Genomic DNA, 17,087 nt, shown 5'->3' with positions numbered 1-17,087 from the left:
CATCTTTGGACTGATGGCAAAAAGCTGTACATTTGTCTCGACTGACAAAATCACTATGTCGGATGGAGCGACCATCGCGGCTTGAAACGGAATGGATCTAATGGACAAGAAGTCGCTCTCCGAGCGGGACAGCGATTACGGGGCACGGCAAAACTCGGGCCGCCAGCCTGCTAGGCCCAAAAAGCCAGCAAACGCTGAGCAACTGGATGGACAAATACGGCATCGGATAAAAACTGGCACGGTCCTCGCTACAGGATCGATATGGACAGAATCGCCTTTATGAAATCAGTTAACTTTGAGTTCCTTCGCTCCGGTAACCAGCTGCTGGCCAACTTGGCTGGCCTTGCCGAGGCGGTGCTGCACATCGATCCGGGCAGCGCGCTCACCCGCTTGCGCAGCTTTGCCGAGGAGCTAACCAAAACCATCTATAAAGAAGAACTGCTGCCTCGCGCGCCGCAGTCGAGCTTCTATGAGTTGGTAAAAGGCTCCGTGTTCAATGATTGCGTCAGCAAATCGCTGGTTTATCAGATTAACTTCCTGCGTATTCAGGGTAACGACGCTGCTCATGGTGGTGAGGGCGATTTGCGCAATGCCAAGCTGGCTTTGAATGCAGCGCATGAGCTTGCCAAGTACATGGCTGTAAAATACTACGGCGTTACCCAGGCAGCGCTGCCGGAATTCATTGAGGTCAAGAGCCCGACCGCTACGCTGAGCCAGCTTCAGCAATCAGTTTCAAGCTATGAGAAAGAACTGCAGAAGCAGCAGGAAGAGCTGCAGCGAGTCATGGACAAGCTGGAGCAAGAGCGGACCCGCAACCTAGATAAGCTCGACGAACCAGCCAAACCAGATCAACAAAGGCGTCAGCAGCAGAGCCAGAAGGTTGCCGACAGCCTGCAATGGAATGAAGCCAAAACCCGCGCACTACTGATCGACGCCATGCTTCTGCAGGCCGGCTGGGATGTCAGTAACCCGGCTCAGGTCAGCCATGAGGTGGAAGTCGACTTCCCCGGAAACGCATCCGGCAAGGGGCGTGCGGATTACGTGCTATGGGGTGACAACGGTCAGCCCCTAGCCGTGATCGAAGCCAAGAAGTCCGGCAATGTCAGTCTGCAGGCAGGGCGCGAACAAGCTCGTATGTACGCCGACGGCTTCGAGCGCATGGGCATGCAGCGCCCGGTGATTTTCTACAGCAACGGCTACGAAACCTTCATCTGGGACGACAAGCAGTACAACACCTATCGCCCGGTGTACGGCCTCTACAGCAAGGACAGCCTTGAATACCTGAGCTACCAGCGTCAGTACCGCATCGCCGAGCTGGAAAAGCACAACCCCGAGCTCAGCATTGCCGACCGGCCCTACCAGATTGAAGCAATCAAGACTGTTGCTGCACACTTCCAAAAGCAGCGCCGCAAGGCGCTGATCATCCAGGCCACCGGGACAGGAAAAACCCGTGTGGCCATTGCCTTGGCCGAGCTGCTTCTGCGCACTGGTTGGGCCAAACGGGTGCTGTTTCTCTGCGACCGTAAGGAGCTTCGCGTGCAGGCTGATGAGGCCTTCAAGCAGAATCTGCCTAGTGAGCCGCGCTGCGTGATCGGTGAAACCAACAAGGTGGATCAAACCGCACGCATCTATATCGCAACCTACCCGGGCATGATGAACCGCTTCGCTCAGCTCGATGTGGGCTTCTTCGACCTGATCATTGCTGACGAGAGTCACCGCACCATCTACAACAAGTACCGCGACCTGTTCGATTACTTCGATGCCCTACAGGTTGGCCTCACCGCAACTCCGGTGAAGTTCATCAGCCGCAACACCTTTGATATTTTTGACTGTGAAACCACCGATCCAACCTTCGAGTTCGGTTTGGATGCCGCCATCAACAACGAGCCCCCCTATCTGGCACCGTTCCGTGTACGTGACCTCACCACCGACTTCCTGCGCGACGGAATCCATTACAACGACCTAAGCGATGAGCAGAAGCGCCAGCTGGAAGATGACCTCGGCGAGGAGGAGGCCAAGCGCACCACCATTGCCGGCAAGGACATTGGTCGTAAGATTTTCAGTGAGGACACTGATCGCATTATCCTGGAAAATCTGATTAACAACGGCATCAAGGATGAGACCGGTTCACTGGTCGGCAAGACCATCGTCTTCGCCCAACGCCAGGACCACGCCGAGCATCTGGAAAAGCTCTTCTGCAAGCTCTACCCGCAGTATGGGGCCAAGGTTTGTAAGGTCATCCACAACGACATTCCGCATGTGGACACCCTAATCAAGGAATTCAAGAAGCCGGATAACCACTTCCGCATCGCCATTTCGGTAGACATGCTCGACACCGGTATCGACGTTCCGGAAGTGGTCAACTTGGTATTCGCCAAGCCTGTCAAATCCTGGGTCAAGTTCTGGCAGATGATAGGTCGTGGCACGCGTCTGAGGCCTAATCTGTTCGGCACTGGTAAACATAAAAGCGAGTTCCTGATCTTCGATCACTACGGTAACTTCGATTTCTTCGAGCAGGATTACCAGGAACCGGATGACACCGGCGGCAAATCCCTGCTGCAAACCACTTTCGAAGCGCGTTTGGAGCTTGCCCAAGCCGCACTTCGTCAGAATCATGCAGCAGCGTTCGACGCAGCCATTGAACTGCTACGTGCAGACATCAGTGACCTGCCGGAAAACAGCGTGGCGGTGAAGCGCGAGCTCCGTGTCGTCCACCAGTTGCAGCAAACCAATCTGCTGCAACAGTTTGGTGTTAAAACCCAGCACCTGCTCAGCAATACCATTGCCCCGCTGATGTCAGCCCGGGTGCTGCGCGACAAACACGCCACGGCGTTGGACAAGTTGATTGCTGGCATCCAGCGCTGCCTGGTCGAGAAGGCCAGCTGTTTCGATGATGGCAAGATCATCCTGCTGGCCGAGTTGGACAAGCTTGCGGTCAACATCCAGGCCGTGCGTCAGAAGGATGTATTGATTGCCGAAGTGCGCAGTGCCGGTTTCTGGCAGAACCCGAGCATCGACAAACTGGAAAGCGCGCGCAAAGAACTTCGCGGCATCATGAAATACCGGCAAACAGGAACCAGCACGGGGTACGGCATAGACACCACCAAAACCAGGGATGACAACGTGCAGGGCGGCGAACGAGCGGTGTACATCGCCGGTGCCAGCGAAGCGATGATCTATCGCCGTCGTCTCAAGGACATTCTCGACGGCATGCTCGCGGCTAACCCGACACTTCAGAAAATCCACAAGGGCGAACCCATTGCCGAACCGGAGCTGAAAACGCTCACGTCGACCATCCTAACGAGCCACCCTGGCGTCAGTCTGGAAGTGCTCAATGAGTTCTACGGTCGCACGGCCGATCAGCTGCACCTAACCGTGCGCGAGATTATCGGTCTGGATGCGCAAGCCATCGAGGAGCATTTCAAGAGCTTCCTCCATGCCCATCCAAGCCTCACGGCCCAGCAGGTACGTTTTATGAACCTGCTTAAAAACTATATCGCTCAGCACGGCAGCATCGTAGTGGAAAAACTCTACGAACCACCGTTCGACAGCATTTCACACGAGGGTATCGACGGCGTCTTCGCACCTACTGATGTCACCGAGTTGGTGGCAGTGCTCAAACCCTTTTTGCGCGGAACTACCCCGCCAAGTGCCCTCTAGGAGCAATCATGCTAGCCAGCCAATGGACGATGGAAATTATCGTGATCAGCGTAGTGCTCGCCATTGCCAGTGCGGCGATTGGCTACTTCATCGCGGCCCTGTGGCAGGGGCGGCAGGTTGGCATGATGACTGCGAAGCTAGAACAGGCACAGCAAGGCCAAGCGGTTGCTGATGCCCAACAGACCGCACTGCAAGGCCAGCTCAAAGCAGAAGAAGCGCAATGCCATAACCTGCAGGTAGAGCAAGGCAAGCTGCAGACACAGCTGCACGCTGCAGCCGATACAGCGACACGCCTCTCTGCTGACCTGCTAACAAACAAAGACATAGGCGCGGCATTGCAGCTGAAACTGGAAGAGGCGAACCAACATCGTCATGAGACGGCCAAACGCTTGGAAGCGGCCCAGGCTGAAGTGCGGGGCTTTCAAGAGCAGGTCGCTGAGCTGCGAGAGCGGCTTACGGCTGCAGAAATGAAAAACGAGTCCATGCAAACTGAGCGCGACGGCCTGAAGGACGAGCTGGCGAGCGAAGGAAAACGGGCGAAGGCGCTAGAAACCTCCGAACGAGAAGTTCGCGAGCAACTTGCAGAGGCCAAGCAAACGTATGCCCAGCAGATAGAGTCTTTCAACCAGTTACAGGAACGTCTGCATAAGCTCGGTTCCGACCATACCGCACTCAAAACCACCCTACAGAAACGTGAGGAGCACTTTCAGGAACAGATGACCCAACTGTCTGAAACCAAGAAGTCGCTCACCCAGGAATTTGAGAACCTGGCCAACAAGATCTTTGAAGAGAAAGGCAAGACATTCACTCAGACCAGTCAAACCAGCATTGCCGGTCTACTCAAGCCCTTCCGCGAACAGATTGAGGGGTTTCAGAAGCGTATCAATGACGTGCACGACGCCTCTCAGCAGGGCAACACCAGCCTCAATGGTGAGATCAAAAAGGTTCTTGATATCGGCCTGCAAATGAGCAAAGAGGCAAATAACCTCACTTCAGCTCTCAAGGGCGACTCGCAGCAGCGCGGCGCTTGGGGTGAAGCCCAGTTGCGCAGGACGCTTGAAATGAGTGGCTTGATTGAAGAAGCACACTTCGAGGTACAAAGCGCCTTTAAGGATACCGAGGGTAAAAGCAAGCAGACCGATTACCTAGTAAAAATACCGGATGGTAAGCACATCATTATCGACAGTAAGGTGTCATTGAACGCTTATGATCGTGCTGTCGGCGCTGAGTCACCTGAGGCGTACCAGCTTGCTATGGTCGACCACATCAAAGCCGTGCGTAAGCATATTGATGATCTTGCGTCCAAGGACTACACCAATCTCGTTGGCATGCGCAGCCCCAGCTTCGTGTTGATGTTCATGCCTATTGAGCCGGCTTACATCGAGGCCATGAAGCACAACAAGGACTTGTTTGAGTACGGTTACAAGAAGGGTATCGTGTTGGTCTCACATACCACCCTGATTCCCATCCTGCGTACGGTCTCCAACCTATGGATGATCGAGCGCAGCAACGCCGAGGCGCGGGAAATCAGCGAGAAGGCTGGCGAAATCTACAACCAAGTCTGCATTGTGGCTGAGCGCCTCGGTAAGCTGGGCGGTACGCTCAATACCGTGAGCAACCATTACAACGAAACGGTCAAGGCGTTGGCCGGTAAGCAGGGTCTCTACGGCAAAGTGGAACGCTTCAACAAGCTGTCAGCTAAGGTCAGCAAAACCCTACCGGCACTGGAGCCAGCTCACATGGACTTTGAAAGCGAGCGGCTGTCACTGATTGTCGAAGCCATCGACGAAGCCCCAGAGCCAACTGAAGCCCTGCCGTTACTCGCTCAACAATCGTCCGAAGAAGAGCTGGCTGCCCAGCTCTGATCTACAAAATTCTGAATTAGAGAAGTACCTCGCATGCTCACTGGTAAAATCCGCACCGATATCGACAAGCTCTGGGAAAAGTTCTGGACGGGCGGCATCACCAACCCGCTGACTGTAATCGAGCAGATCAGCTACCTGATGTTCGCCCGCATGCTCGACATGCAGGAGGATGTGGCCGAACGCAAAGCCAACCGAACTGGCAAGGATCTCGATCGCCTTTTTCCCAATACCCCGGATGGCCAGCTGTTGCGCTGGAAGAACTTCCGTAACCTGAGCGGTAAGGAGCTGCACAAGCATCTCAAGCAGAACGTCTACCCCTTCTTCGCCAAGCTGGGCAGCGCCGAAGGCGAGGGCGGCGAGCGTGAAGGGCTGGGGCATATCAGCGAATACATGCAAGACGCCGACCTGGAGATCAAGAACGAGTCGGTTCTGACCTCTGCTGTGGAGATGGTCAACGACCTGCCGCTCACCCAGAGCGACGTTAAGGGCGATATTTACGAATACCTGTTGAGCAAACTCACCACTGCTGGCATCAACGGCCAGTTCCGCACGCCGCGCCATATTATCGACGCCATGATCGAGTTGATTGCCCCGCAGCCCACCGAAGTGATCTGCGACCCGGCCTGCGGCACCGCAGGCTTTCTTGCCCGCACAATGGAATACCTCAACCGGGTACATTCTAGTGAGGCCGGCATCTTCACCGATGAAGACGGGAATCAGCACTGCAGCGGCGACTTGCTCGAGCCTTACCGCCAGCACATTAACAGCCAGATGTTCTGGGGTTTTGACTTCGACACCACAATGCTGCGTGTATCCAGCATGAACATGATGCTGCACGGAGTGAACGGCGCGAATATCCGCTACCAGGATTCCCTGAGCAAATCTATCAAGGAGCACTACCCGCGTCAGGAACAGAATTTCTTTGACGTGGTGCTGGCCAACCCGCCATTCACAGGTAGCCTGGACGAAAGCAACACCAATCCCGACGTACTGGGGCTGGTGAAAACCAAGAAGACCGAGCTGCTGTTCGTAGCCCATATTTTGCGCTCGCTTAAGCTCGGTGGTCGCGCTGCTGTAATTGTGCCGGATGGGGTGTTGTTCGGCGCCAGCAAGGCACATCAGCAATTGCGTCAGGAACTGCTCGACAACAACCAACTTGAAGGCATCGTCAGCCTGCCCAGTGGAGTGTTCAAACCTTACGCCGGGGTCAGCACCGCCATCCTCATTTTTACCAAAGGCGGTAGCACCGAGCATGTATGGTTCTACGACCTACAGGCCGATGGCTACTCCTTGGATGACAAGCGCGTCGAGCTGAAAGCCGAAGGCAGCAACGACTTGCCAGATGCCATCGTCCAGTGGCAACGCTACCGACATCTGGTCGAAGGCAATATCAGCAATAGCACCATCGCCGCCGTATTTGGCGACAAGACCAAAAAGGCCTTTGTTGTTTCGGCCGAAGAGATCGCCGCGAACAAGTACGAACTCTCCATCAACCGCTACAAGGAAATGGTGTACCAACAGGAAGAATATGAAGACCCGAAGGTGATTCTCAAAAAGCTTAAAGGGTTGGAGCAGAATATTCTGGCGGATCTGGATGACTTGGAGGAGATGCTGTGAGTTGGCCGATGGTAAAAATTTCCGAATTTTGCCGAACCGGCAGTGGTGGAACACCCTCCAGAGGCGTTTCCGAATTTTATCAAGGTGATATACCTTGGATAAAATCAGGCGACTTGAGGGAAAATATTGTTGCGTCTGCGACTGAGTTTATCTCAGAGGAAGCCATGAAAAAAAGTAGCGCAAAGATTGTCCCTCAGGGGGCTATTTTGCTAGCTATGTACGGCGCAACTGTAGGACGAATGGCTCTTCTTGGAATTGATGCTGCTACAAATCAGGCGGTATGCAACATTGTTCCTGATCCGTCTAAAGCGTTCACAAAATATGTTTACTATGCATTGTTAAACAAGGTTCCTGAGTTTTTGAGAAATGCGGTTGGTGGTGCTCAACCAAATATCAGTCAAAGTATAATCAGGTCCACCGAAATCCTACTTCCTCCCTTGCCCGAGCAAGAAAGAATTGCCGCCATCCTTGACAAGGCCGATAGCATCCGTCGTAAACGCCAGCAAGCTATTCATCTCGCCGACGACTTTCTTCGCGCCTTGTTTCTCAAAATGTTCGGCGACCCTGTGACCAATCCGATGGGATGGGAGGTGAGGCCTTTATCTTCAGGTTTGAAGTCAATTACAGCGGGCTGGAGTGCAAACGGTGAAAGTGTTCCCTGTGACGTTGGAGAAATAGGGGTTCTAAAAATTAGCGCTGTCACTAGTGGTGTTTTCAAACCCGGGGAAAATAAGAGGGTTTCACGTGAAGATATTCCGCAAGGGAAATCGTTAGTATTCCCTAAAAGAGGGGATTTATTATTCAGTCGTGCAAATACCAGGGAATTAGTTGCGGCAACTTGCCTTGTTCAGTCGGATTTGGATAATGTTTTTTTGCCAGATAAACTTTGGAAAATTGAAACCAGTCAAGATCAGCTCTTGCCAGAGTTTTTGAACTATCTTTTATGGCATCCAAAATTTAAGGAAAAGTTGACATCTCAAGCTACGGGCTCAAGCGGCTCAATGCTTAACATCTCTAGAGGAAAGTTTGAAGAAATAGGCGCAATTTTTCCTTGCATTGACTCCCAGAAAAAATTTAAAAGCGTTTATTGGAGGGTCCAAGCGATAGGGGATAGGGTGTCGTCATCACGTTTGAAAATTGGGGAGCTGTTTGAGGTTTTGACGCAAAGTGCTTTTTCAACAGGGCTCTGATTTGTGGTCATTAAAGACCTTTGAATGAGGTCGCTGGTTGTAATTCAAAGAAATTGCGGACTAGTGCCATCTCCGTTAGGGTAAAGGACAATACTGAATGCGCATTACGAAAATCACACTGGAGAATTTTCGGTCCTTTAGGGCCGCTCAAACCATTGAGCTGGCTCCCGTTACTCTGCTGTTTGGTCCCAACAGCGTAGGTAAGAGCTCAATTTTGATGGCACTGGCGTATGTCCGGCAGATCCTCGGATATGGACATTGCGATCCCCAGCATCTTGATGCTCTAGGACAGAAAGCTATCGGTGGGTTCCGCTCATTGGTCTACGGGCAGGATATCTCACGTAGCATTCGTATTCGGCTGGATTTTGAGCCGGGCTCAACACCCTTCGGCTACTATGATGCTGAAGTCAGCGGCTTGCTCAACCATGTCCAGGCGAACGTTGTGCTCATGGAAGATTTCGGCGGAAGCATCACAAATGGCGCCGTGGAACTGGAGATAGCCTGGTCTAATCGATTCCAGTGGACTTATGTCCGTGAGTATCGGGTATGGGTGAATGATGGGTACATCGGGTGTGTCCATTCAAGTGAAGACCGGCGTAGCACTGTTATTCGAGAGTTAAACACGCGGCATCCATTATTACTGCCTTTGGATTATGAGCAGCTGTTGGATACCGGCTTGCCGCTGAATGAACAGGATGATAATCCCTCCGAGTTCGAGCGGGTACTTTCTGAGTTGAACCCCAATCCTATTTCGGCAGCGTCAGTCGCTGATGTTGATAGAGCTGGGCAGCACTTTATTAATCGAGTGGCCCCGATCGGTCTTAAGTGCAAATGGGGCGCGATACCTCTGCTTGGTCGCCCTGTCGAGACAAATTTACAAGGTCAGTTATTCGAGGAGGCTGACGAACACCTCAACTTCCTGACTGTGCAACAAGTTTTGAGTCAGGCATTTGTCCTGCCGTTGGACAAGGTCCTCAACTATTTGGAAAGTACAATCCAGATTGGGCCGTTGCGGTTAATGCCTGATATGGACTATATGCCCAACACACATCCCACGCAGTCAGATTGGGTAGATGGGGCTGCAGCTTGGGATCTTTTGCACCAGAACCCTGAACGGCAAAGTTCGATTAGCGCTTTGTTGAGGGAGGCCAGCGATTGGTTGGCTGACTCTGACAGGTTCAATACCGGTTACGAACTCATCAATGAGTCGCTTGATGAGATGTTGGGGGAGCACACAGCGTCAGTGCCGGAGGTAGGCCGGCTACTGCAAAAGCGACACCTATGGTTCAAAGATCAACGTACAGGCGTCCGCCTAAGCGCAAACCAGTTGGGTACAGGTATTTCGCAGGTTCTGCCGATCATTGTTGCCAGTCACTATGCACCGGCTACGATGGTTACTGTCGAGCAGCCCGAGTTGCATGTCCACCCACGATTTCAGGTTGAGTTGGCAGACCTGTTTATCAGTACTCTTGACCGTCATCCCTACCTGATAGAGACCCACAGCGAACATTTGATCCTGCGCCTGCTTCGTCGGGTGCGTGAGTCTCAGGAAGAAACCGGGCCCCTAGCGTTGGCTCCGGATCAAATTTCGATTACCTATCTCATTCCCTCGTCGGAAGGTGTGATAGTCAAGCGGCTAAATGTTACGCCTGATGGCGATTTTGAGCAGAGATGGCCAGGCGGTTTTTTTGATGAGCGTGATGCGGAGCTTTTCTAATGTACAAGGAAGTCGCCTTTGATCCGTGCTGCCTTCGAAGCTTTGAATACTATTCGCTGCTCAAACAGCATTTCGGATTTGATAAAGGACGCTACATTGCTGCTGAACGAAGAACTTGGGCGCAAGAGGCCATGATTGCTGTGAAGCAAGCTGGGCTTCCGGTTATTCGTGAGCAGTCGATCAGAAACTATCTGAACAAGTTACCCCGTTCCAGAGAGAGGGATGAGTTCTTTATGGCACCAGATAGGCCCAAAGGCGACCACAAGCTTTGGTCGGTCTGGCTCGATAATCAGCTCCAAGTTCGGCCGTTTGATGTCACGATATCCGAGCCTGCACAAGAGGGGCGTCTGGATATAGATTCAATCAATAACGGCCATCAGGAATGGAATGTGCCGGCTTCGCTGTCTGTCCTACGTGAAGCCAAAGCTATCGTTGGGTCGGTACTTGGGTTATTGCGACTCTCTTCAGAGGTCACTCTGATCGACCCGTACTTTTATCTGACAGGTAATAAGACTTTATCTGAGATTTTTGTTGCTCTGCAGGGCACTTCAGTGAGAACTGTTCGTGTGGTTAGCTCAGTCAACCCACTAAACCCGCAGCAGGTTTATCAGCGCGAATATCACAAGTTGAACATTCGGGGGGTTAGCCTGGAATGGATAGTGGCTCCCGAAAAATATTTTCACGACCGTTACTTAATAACTGATGTCGGCGCTATTCGCGTCGGGCATGGATTCGTGGAAGACTTAGTGAAAGGGATACATGCGGATCAGCTAAATATAAACCTTATTGGTATTGCTGAGGCGCAGCGAACGCAGGAGTCTCTGAAAACTCTACTCGACGAGAGAAGAGCCCCGAGAATTACTATCGTTTAAGAGCGCTGTGGCGAGCAGAGCGATTTCCGTATAGCTGTGAAGGGACTCAGAGTTGAAACTGATCGCCAATCGAATTAATGGTGTACACCTACGGGATATGCTGCCTGTGCTGTCCGATGTGGTTCATGTGGATAGCGTATTGGCTGCTGTGGCTTACGGTGGTAGCGCGTCCGATATCACTCAAGATCTGGTCGGGAATTGCCTGACCAACAAGCTGCGCTTGGATCTGTGGATGCGCTATGACCATACCGTGCCTGGTCTCAGTGGAGCTGCTCAAGCGGCTACTCAAGCATCAAAAGGACGTAACCGCTCCATGAACCCCACATTCATTCAAAGTGCATAGCTGATCACGGATGCTGTGCTCCCGATTCCCTCAGGAGCCAGCTCGCCATGATGCGATCCGACGCCAAAGTCGAAAAAGTCTATCTCTACCCCAAGCCCCTGGACTTCAGAAAGTCCATTGATGGCCTCGCTGCGCAGGTCGAGCTGGATATAAAAGTAGCGGTGTTCGATCCCGTGCTCTACGTCTTCCTCAACAAGCCCCGTAACCGCGTGAAGATTTTGTACTGGGAGCGCAACGGTTTCTGCCTTTGGCTTAAGCGCTTGGAGTCCGAGCGATTCAAAACATCGCCTGATCTCAGCGATGAAGCGACCGTTCTGACCGTCCAGGAACTGAACTGGCTGCTCGACGGTTTTGACCTGTGGCACAACCGTCCTCACCAGGTTTTGACCCCACGCTACGTAGCCTGACCCGGTATAATCCGGGCCATGATTTCTCTGCCCGACGACCTTCCTGATGACCCCGTTTTGCTCAAGCAGATGCTGCTTGAGGCTCTCAATCGCCAGGAAGAAGTGGTCCAGTCTTACCAGACTCACATCGTCGACCTGAAAAAACAGATCAAGCTGTTGCGCGACCGCTTGTTCGGGCGTAAGTCCGAGCGGACAGCGGAGCCCAATACGCCGCAACTTGCACTGTTCAATGAGCCCGAGAGCGAGCCGATGCTGTTGATCGGCGATGTCGAAGAAGAAGTCGTTGTCCCGGTGTCGCGCCGTGGTAAACGCAAGCCATTGTCGGCTGAGTTGCTGCGTATCGAGGTGATCCACGAACTGCCCGAGCACGAACTGACCTGTGCCTGCGGTTGCCGCAAGCATGTGATCAGCGAAGAAATCAGCGAACAGCTAGATATTGTGCCGATGCAGATCCGTGTCATCAAACATATCCGCAAGGTTTATGGTTGCCGTGACTGCGAAACGGCACCGGTCACCGCCGACAAACCGGCTCAACTGATCGAAAAGAGCATTGCCAGCCCAAGCGCGCTGGCAATGCTGTTGACCACCAAGTATGTCTATGGCTTGCCGCTGCATCGTTTCGAGACGGTGTTAAGTCGACACGGCATCGATATACCAAGGCAAACACTGGCGCGCTGGGTGATCCACTGCGATGAAACCCGTGTTCAAGTATTGAAAGAGCCAGATCGAGACCCGACCAGCCAATCCTGGATGTGGGTACAAGCCAGATCGCAAAGTCGTATTGTTCGACTACACGTCCAGCCGTGCGCAGGAGGTTCCGTTGCGTCTGCTGGAAAGTTATCGCGGCTATGTTATGACCGATGATTACGCGGGCTATAACGCCTTGGCGTTGCAACCGGGGGTCGAACGGCTGGCCTGCATGGCCCATGCGCGACGCAAGTTCGTTGAAGCGCAAAAAGTGCAGCCCAAGGGCAAGACTGGGCGTGCGGATATCGTGCTGACGATGATCAACAAGCTGTACGGCATAGAAGGTGAGTTGAAGGACGCCAACGATGAGCTGCGGTTTATCGGACGCCAGGAAAAGAGCCTGCCCGGCCTATCCTGACTCAACTGAAAGGCTGGCTGGATAAAACCCAATCCCAAGTGACGCCGCAAAGTGCACTGGGCAAGGCTGTGCATTATCTGGCGAACAACTGGAGCCGGCTGGAGCGCTATATCGAAGCCGGTTATGTACCCATCGACAATAACGCCGCTGAAAGAGCGATCAAGCCGTTTGTCATCGGGCGCAAGGCCTGGTTGTTCAGTGATACCACCAACGGCGTGACCGCCAGCGCGCAGATCTATAGCCTGGTCGAGACCGCCAAGGTCAACGGCCAAGAGCCCTATACGTGGCTGCGCCACGTACTGGAGCGGTTACCGCACGCTTCATCGGTAGAGGACTACGAAGCTTTGCTGCCATGGAACTGCTCCCCGGAAATACCACGGTAAATCGCTAATCCATCCTTAGGTAGGTGGGGTTCATGGATCGCATACATTGGCCGCGTGCCATGGACGTGATGGTTCGCAGCGTATTAGCTTGCGTTTGCCGGCATCTTCGAGCCGGAAATGCCCATCTGATTCACGGTTGCTCGGATCAGGCTGTCAGGGCGTACTTCCGCACGTTTGAGGGCTTGTTTGGAGTTTGCTAGCACACCGAACGACGCGGAGGATCATTTGCAACCAGAGAAACCGATCCGAGAGGAGTTAATCCAACGTTTCGGTGTGGGCCAAATATGGCGTTTTATATTTACCCCTTACAACTCGTGGTTTTCAGGCATTAAAAAGCCGGCTTATGGCCGGCTTCTCGTTGACTAACTCAGTTCGTTTTTGACAAACCTCACCAGCCTTCAAAACGTACATTCGGCTCTTGCGGCCGGCTGTGGGACTTGGTCAGAAAGTGATCTGCCTTGTCGGTGCGAGGCGTGGGCTCGCAAATGTGGGGCGGAGGATACGCGGGTTTTCTTCGGAAGCCCAGTGGTAAGTGGTGTGGAATCATTGGGTTATCGGTGATTCAGGGGGAAAGCAGGGGGCTGCTGCGCAGCCCAGCGGGAGCAAGCTCCCTCGCCACAAAAGCTTCTGCCACAGCTCCTGCCACAGCTCCTACTGCAGTTCCTGCCACGGTTTCTGGTCTTGGGTGGTTAGTCGAATACCGGTGGTCTCTGTTTGTTGAGGGTTGACCACCAGAACACCCAGCCAATCACTCGGATATGTTGCGCATCGATCTGTTCAGCACTGAAGACTTCGTCCGGATACGCAGCCTTATTGTGGCTACGCAGCCGCAGCCGATTACCAGGGACGCGATGCAGGTACTTGATACGCAGCATCCCATCATGCTCAAGCGCATAGATCTGGCCATCAACGATTTGCGTCAGGCCGCGGTCGATGGCGAGGGTGGAGCCGTCTTCGATGCGTTCGGCCATGCTGTCGCCGACCATGGTGATGCAGATGGCGTCGCCGGGGTCGATTTCCAGGGATTCGAGGTGGCTGCGGGGCAGGCGGATGGATTGGTCGGGGACTTCGACGATGTGGGTTTTGGTTTCGCCGTGGGCGATGGGGACTTCCTTGTAGAAAGGCAGTTCGATGTCCGTGGGTTCCACCACGCTGTAGACGCCGTCGTTTTCGGCCGCCTCATAGGTGGTGCCGGGGCCGAGGCCCAATGGGGTCTGCGGGCCTTCGCCGTGGGCGAGCCACTCCGGGCTGACGGTCAGCAGGCTGGCGATGGAGTGGATGCGCCCGGGCGGGATGCCACGGTTGAACCAGTTGTTCACGTGTTGGGATTTCACGCCGTATAACTTCGCGAAGTCGGCGGAACGAATATGGGCTTCTTTTAGAAGGGCTCTGAAGCGGTCGCCACTGGAGATCTTTTTCATAAACGGAAAGTTTAGGGGCGACTGTGTTTTCGGCAATAAACAAGTCGTTCAAATATATAAGACGATCTTTCCGTTTGCAGGATCTGAAAGGGGCGGGCTAAACGCTGTTAAACGGTATTAATACAAATTGGTATTAGGCGCCATTAAGGCATAAAAAAACCCCGGTGCAAACCGGGGTTCTTCTGCACATTCAGTTTCAGCCTTTGTAGGCGGCAACCGACTTGGTGATCGCTTCGCGGGCGGCGTCTGCACCGGCCCAGCCTTCGATCTTGACCCACTTGCCTTTTTCGAGGTCTTTGTAGTTCGCGAAGAAGTGCTCGATCTGCTGGATCAGCAGCGGTGGCAGGTCGGTGTATTCCTTCACGTCGACGTACAGTTGCGACAGTTTGTCGTGTGGCACTGCGATGACTTTGGCATCGCCGCCGCCGTCGTCGGTCATGTTCAGAATGCCGACTGGACGGGCGCGGATGACCGAGCCTGGGGCCACTGGGTAAGGGGTCACGACCAGCACGTCGAGGGGGTCGCCGTCGTCGGCCAGGGTGTTGGGGATGTAACCGTAGTTGGCCGGGTAGAACATGGGGGTGGCCATGAAACGGTCAACGAACAGACAGTCGCTGTCTTTGTCGATTTCGTATTTGATCGGGGCGTGGTTGGCCGGGATTTCGATCGCGACGTAGATGTCGTTCGGCAGGTCTTTGCCAGCCGGAATCTTGCTGTAGCTCATTGGGCGGTGCCCCCGTTAGTTGACCAAATGACTGGTCGGATTGACCAAAAAGTGGCGGCGATTATAGGCATATTCAGCCGTCGATGCCACGTTAGCAGGGTCTTAGAGACCTTAGTATGACGCCTGATAGACCGGATCTTCGGCTTGAAGTTGCCGCAGCCGGGCCAAAGGATCCTGGCGGTAGAACGCCTGGAGCTGTTCATAGACCTTGGGATAGGCCTGGTGCAGCAGGTCCGGGGCGCTGAAGAAGTATTCGCTGGTGACGGCGAAGAACTCCGCCGGGTTTTCCGCGGCGTAGGGGTCGATGACGCTTTCTGCGTCGGGGTTGTGGTCCAGTTGCCGGTTGAGGTCGTCGAAGGCCTGTTGCATGGCGTCGGCCCAGTCCTGGACGCGCATGTCGGCGTGCAGCGGTGGCAGGCCGTTGGCGTCGCCGTTGAGCATGTCGAGTTTGTGCGCCAGTTCGTGGATCACCAGGTTGTAGCCGTCCCAGCCGCCGCTGGCGAGCACGCCGTCCCAGGCCAGGATGATCGGGCCTTGGGGCCAGGCTTCGCCGCTGTGTTCGCCGTCCCATTCGTGCTCGATGCCGCTGGCGTCGCGGTAGCGCTGGGGGCTGAGGAAGTCGTCGGGGTAGAGGACGATTTCGTGGAAGCCCTGGTACCAGTTCAGCTCGCCGAGGTGCATCAGCGGCAGTTGCGCCTGGGCGGCGAGCAGCAGGCGTTGTTCCTGGTGCAGTTCGACGCCGGGCAGGGCGCTCAGGTGTTTGTCATGCAGAAACAGTACGCAGGCTTCGCGCAGCCATTGGTCCTCGGTGGCGCTGATGCCGTCGAGAAAGCTCAACTGGTGACGCACCCGCTGCCAGGTTTCCTCGCTGACGGGATGTTTGGCGAGGGTGCGTTGCCGGCGCCAGCCGCTCAGGGACCACATGGGGCGATCAGCGCGGATGGGCTTTCGAGGCGCTGGCGGCGAGGCGGCTGCGGATCACGCCGACGATCATTGGTACCAGCGACAGCAGGATGATGCCCAGCACCAGCAGCGACAGGTTCTGCTTGATGAATGGCACGTTGCCGAAGAAGAACCCGAGGGTGACCAGGCCGCCGACCCACAGGATGGTGCCCAGGACGCTGAAGGCGAAAAAACGCGGGTAGGGCATTTTTGCAACGCCGGCGACGAAGGGGGCGAAGGTGCGGATGATCGGCAGGAAGCGCGCCAGGGTCACGGTTTTGCCGCCGTGCTTGTCGTAGAAGTCGTGGGTTTGTTGTAGGTAGTCGCGGCGGAAGATTTTCGAGTTCGGGTTACTGAACAGCCGTTCGCCTGCGGTGCGGCCAATGATGTAGTTGGTGCTGTCGCCAAGGATCGCCGCCAGCATCAGCAGGCCGCCGAGTAGCACCGGGTCCATGCCGCCACCGGCGGCTACCGCGCCGGCGATGAACAGCAGGGAGTCGCCCGGTAGGAAGGGCATCACCACCAGGCCGGTTTCGCAGAAGATCACCAGGAACAGGATGGCGTAGATCCACGGCCCGTAGTTGGTCACCAGCAGGTCGAGGTACACATCGAGATGCAGTATGAGGTCGAGGGGGTTGAAATCCATGCAAAGCACCTGTGGTCGCGGCCTGACTGGGTGGGGCCTGTGGGTCGGGCTTCGAGTAAGGCTACAGCGCGTGTAGCTTTTTCTTACAAGCCGGGAAGAGCGGCATTATACGAGGTCGGGGGTGGTGTGCGTGGTGAGTTTGTAGCGGGGGATGTCGGGAGGCTTCTGGCTGGGTGAAACACCCTGTGGGAGCAA

13 protein-coding genes and 1 pseudogene are annotated in these 17,087 nt (G+C 54.5%); 10 read left to right on the top strand and 4 right to left on the bottom strand.

Going from position 1 to position 17,087, the window contains the following annotated elements; genetic code table 11:
* Window positions 1-279: 279 nt before the first annotated feature.
* From AC3I65_RS23080 to AC3I65_RS23035, 10 genes and pseudogenes are all read left to right on the top strand, one after another.
* Window positions 280-3,660, top strand: coding sequence for a DEAD/DEAH box helicase family protein (locus AC3I65_RS23080; protein ID WP_488524331.1), 3,381 nt, complete (start codon window positions 280-282; stop codon window positions 3,658-3,660).
* An 8-nt stretch (window positions 3,661-3,668) separates the two neighbouring features.
* A complete protein-coding gene (locus AC3I65_RS23075; RefSeq protein WP_488524201.1) occupies window positions 3,669-5,525 on the top strand; it encodes a DNA recombination protein RmuC in 1,857 nt (618 codons plus the stop codon).
* A gap of 33 nt (window positions 5,526-5,558) precedes the next feature.
* On the top strand, window positions 5,559-7,142 hold the full coding sequence (locus AC3I65_RS23070) for a type I restriction-modification system subunit M (protein ID WP_305441690.1): 1,584 nt from the start codon (window positions 5,559-5,561) through the stop codon (window positions 7,140-7,142).
* Complete coding sequence (locus AC3I65_RS23065) at window positions 7,139-8,332, top strand: restriction endonuclease subunit S (protein WP_488524200.1); 1,194 nt, start codon at window positions 7,139-7,141, stop codon at window positions 8,330-8,332. The genes AC3I65_RS23070 and AC3I65_RS23065 overlap by 4 nt, the downstream gene beginning before the upstream one ends.
* 97 nt (window positions 8,333-8,429) lie before the next feature.
* Entirely contained in the window at window positions 8,430-10,049 is a 1,620-nt protein-coding gene (locus AC3I65_RS23060; protein WP_488524199.1) for an AAA family ATPase, read from the top strand.
* Window positions 10,049-10,921, top strand: coding sequence for a hypothetical protein (locus AC3I65_RS23055; protein ID WP_488524198.1), 873 nt, complete (start codon window positions 10,049-10,051; stop codon window positions 10,919-10,921). Before AC3I65_RS23060 ends, AC3I65_RS23055 begins: the two co-directional genes overlap by 1 nt.
* 52 nt (window positions 10,922-10,973) lie before the next feature.
* Window positions 10,974-11,264, top strand: coding sequence for a hypothetical protein (locus tag AC3I65_RS23050; RefSeq protein ID WP_488524197.1), 291 nt, complete (start codon window positions 10,974-10,976; stop codon window positions 11,262-11,264).
* Window positions 11,265-11,311: 47 nt separating this feature from the next.
* The gene (tnpB, locus tag AC3I65_RS23045) at window positions 11,312-11,671 is read left to right on the top strand and encodes an IS66 family insertion sequence element accessory protein TnpB (protein WP_488524196.1); all 360 of its coding nucleotides are present in this window, start codon (window positions 11,312-11,314) and stop codon (window positions 11,669-11,671) included.
* Window positions 11,672-11,689: 18 nt separating this feature from the next.
* Window positions 11,690-12,776: pseudogene (locus AC3I65_RS23040) on the top strand (IS66 family transposase).
* A 38-nt stretch (window positions 12,777-12,814) separates the two neighbouring features.
* The gene (locus AC3I65_RS23035; RefSeq protein WP_488524195.1) at window positions 12,815-13,159 is read left to right on the top strand and encodes an IS66 family transposase; all 345 of its coding nucleotides are present in this window, start codon (window positions 12,815-12,817) and stop codon (window positions 13,157-13,159) included.
* Window positions 13,160-13,848: 689 nt separating this feature from the next.
* On the opposite strand, the gene AC3I65_RS23030 is transcribed toward AC3I65_RS23035, so the two are convergent.
* From AC3I65_RS23030 to AC3I65_RS23015, 4 genes are all read right to left on the bottom strand, one after another.
* Window positions 13,849-14,580, bottom strand: coding sequence for a LexA family transcriptional regulator (locus tag AC3I65_RS23030; protein WP_488524194.1), 732 nt, complete (start codon window positions 14,578-14,580; stop codon window positions 13,849-13,851).
* A 196-nt stretch (window positions 14,581-14,776) separates the two neighbouring features.
* The gene (gene ppa, locus AC3I65_RS23025) at window positions 14,777-15,304 is read right to left on the bottom strand and encodes an inorganic diphosphatase (protein WP_003205933.1); all 528 of its coding nucleotides are present in this window, start codon (window positions 15,302-15,304) and stop codon (window positions 14,777-14,779) included.
* A 111-nt stretch (window positions 15,305-15,415) separates the two neighbouring features.
* Complete coding sequence (locus tag AC3I65_RS23020; RefSeq protein WP_488524193.1) at window positions 15,416-16,228, bottom strand: M90 family metallopeptidase; 813 nt, start codon at window positions 16,226-16,228, stop codon at window positions 15,416-15,418.
* A 7-nt stretch (window positions 16,229-16,235) separates the two neighbouring features.
* Entirely contained in the window at window positions 16,236-16,892 is a 657-nt protein-coding gene (locus AC3I65_RS23015; RefSeq protein ID WP_047229470.1) for a DedA family protein, read from the bottom strand.
* Between the last annotated feature and the right edge of the window lie 195 nt (window positions 16,893-17,087).

The sequence above is a fragment of the Pseudomonas sp. N-1-13 genome (assembly GCF_057787095.1).
Note: the sequence above shows the minus strand (reverse complement) of the source record. Positions and strands in the feature narration are given on the sequence as shown.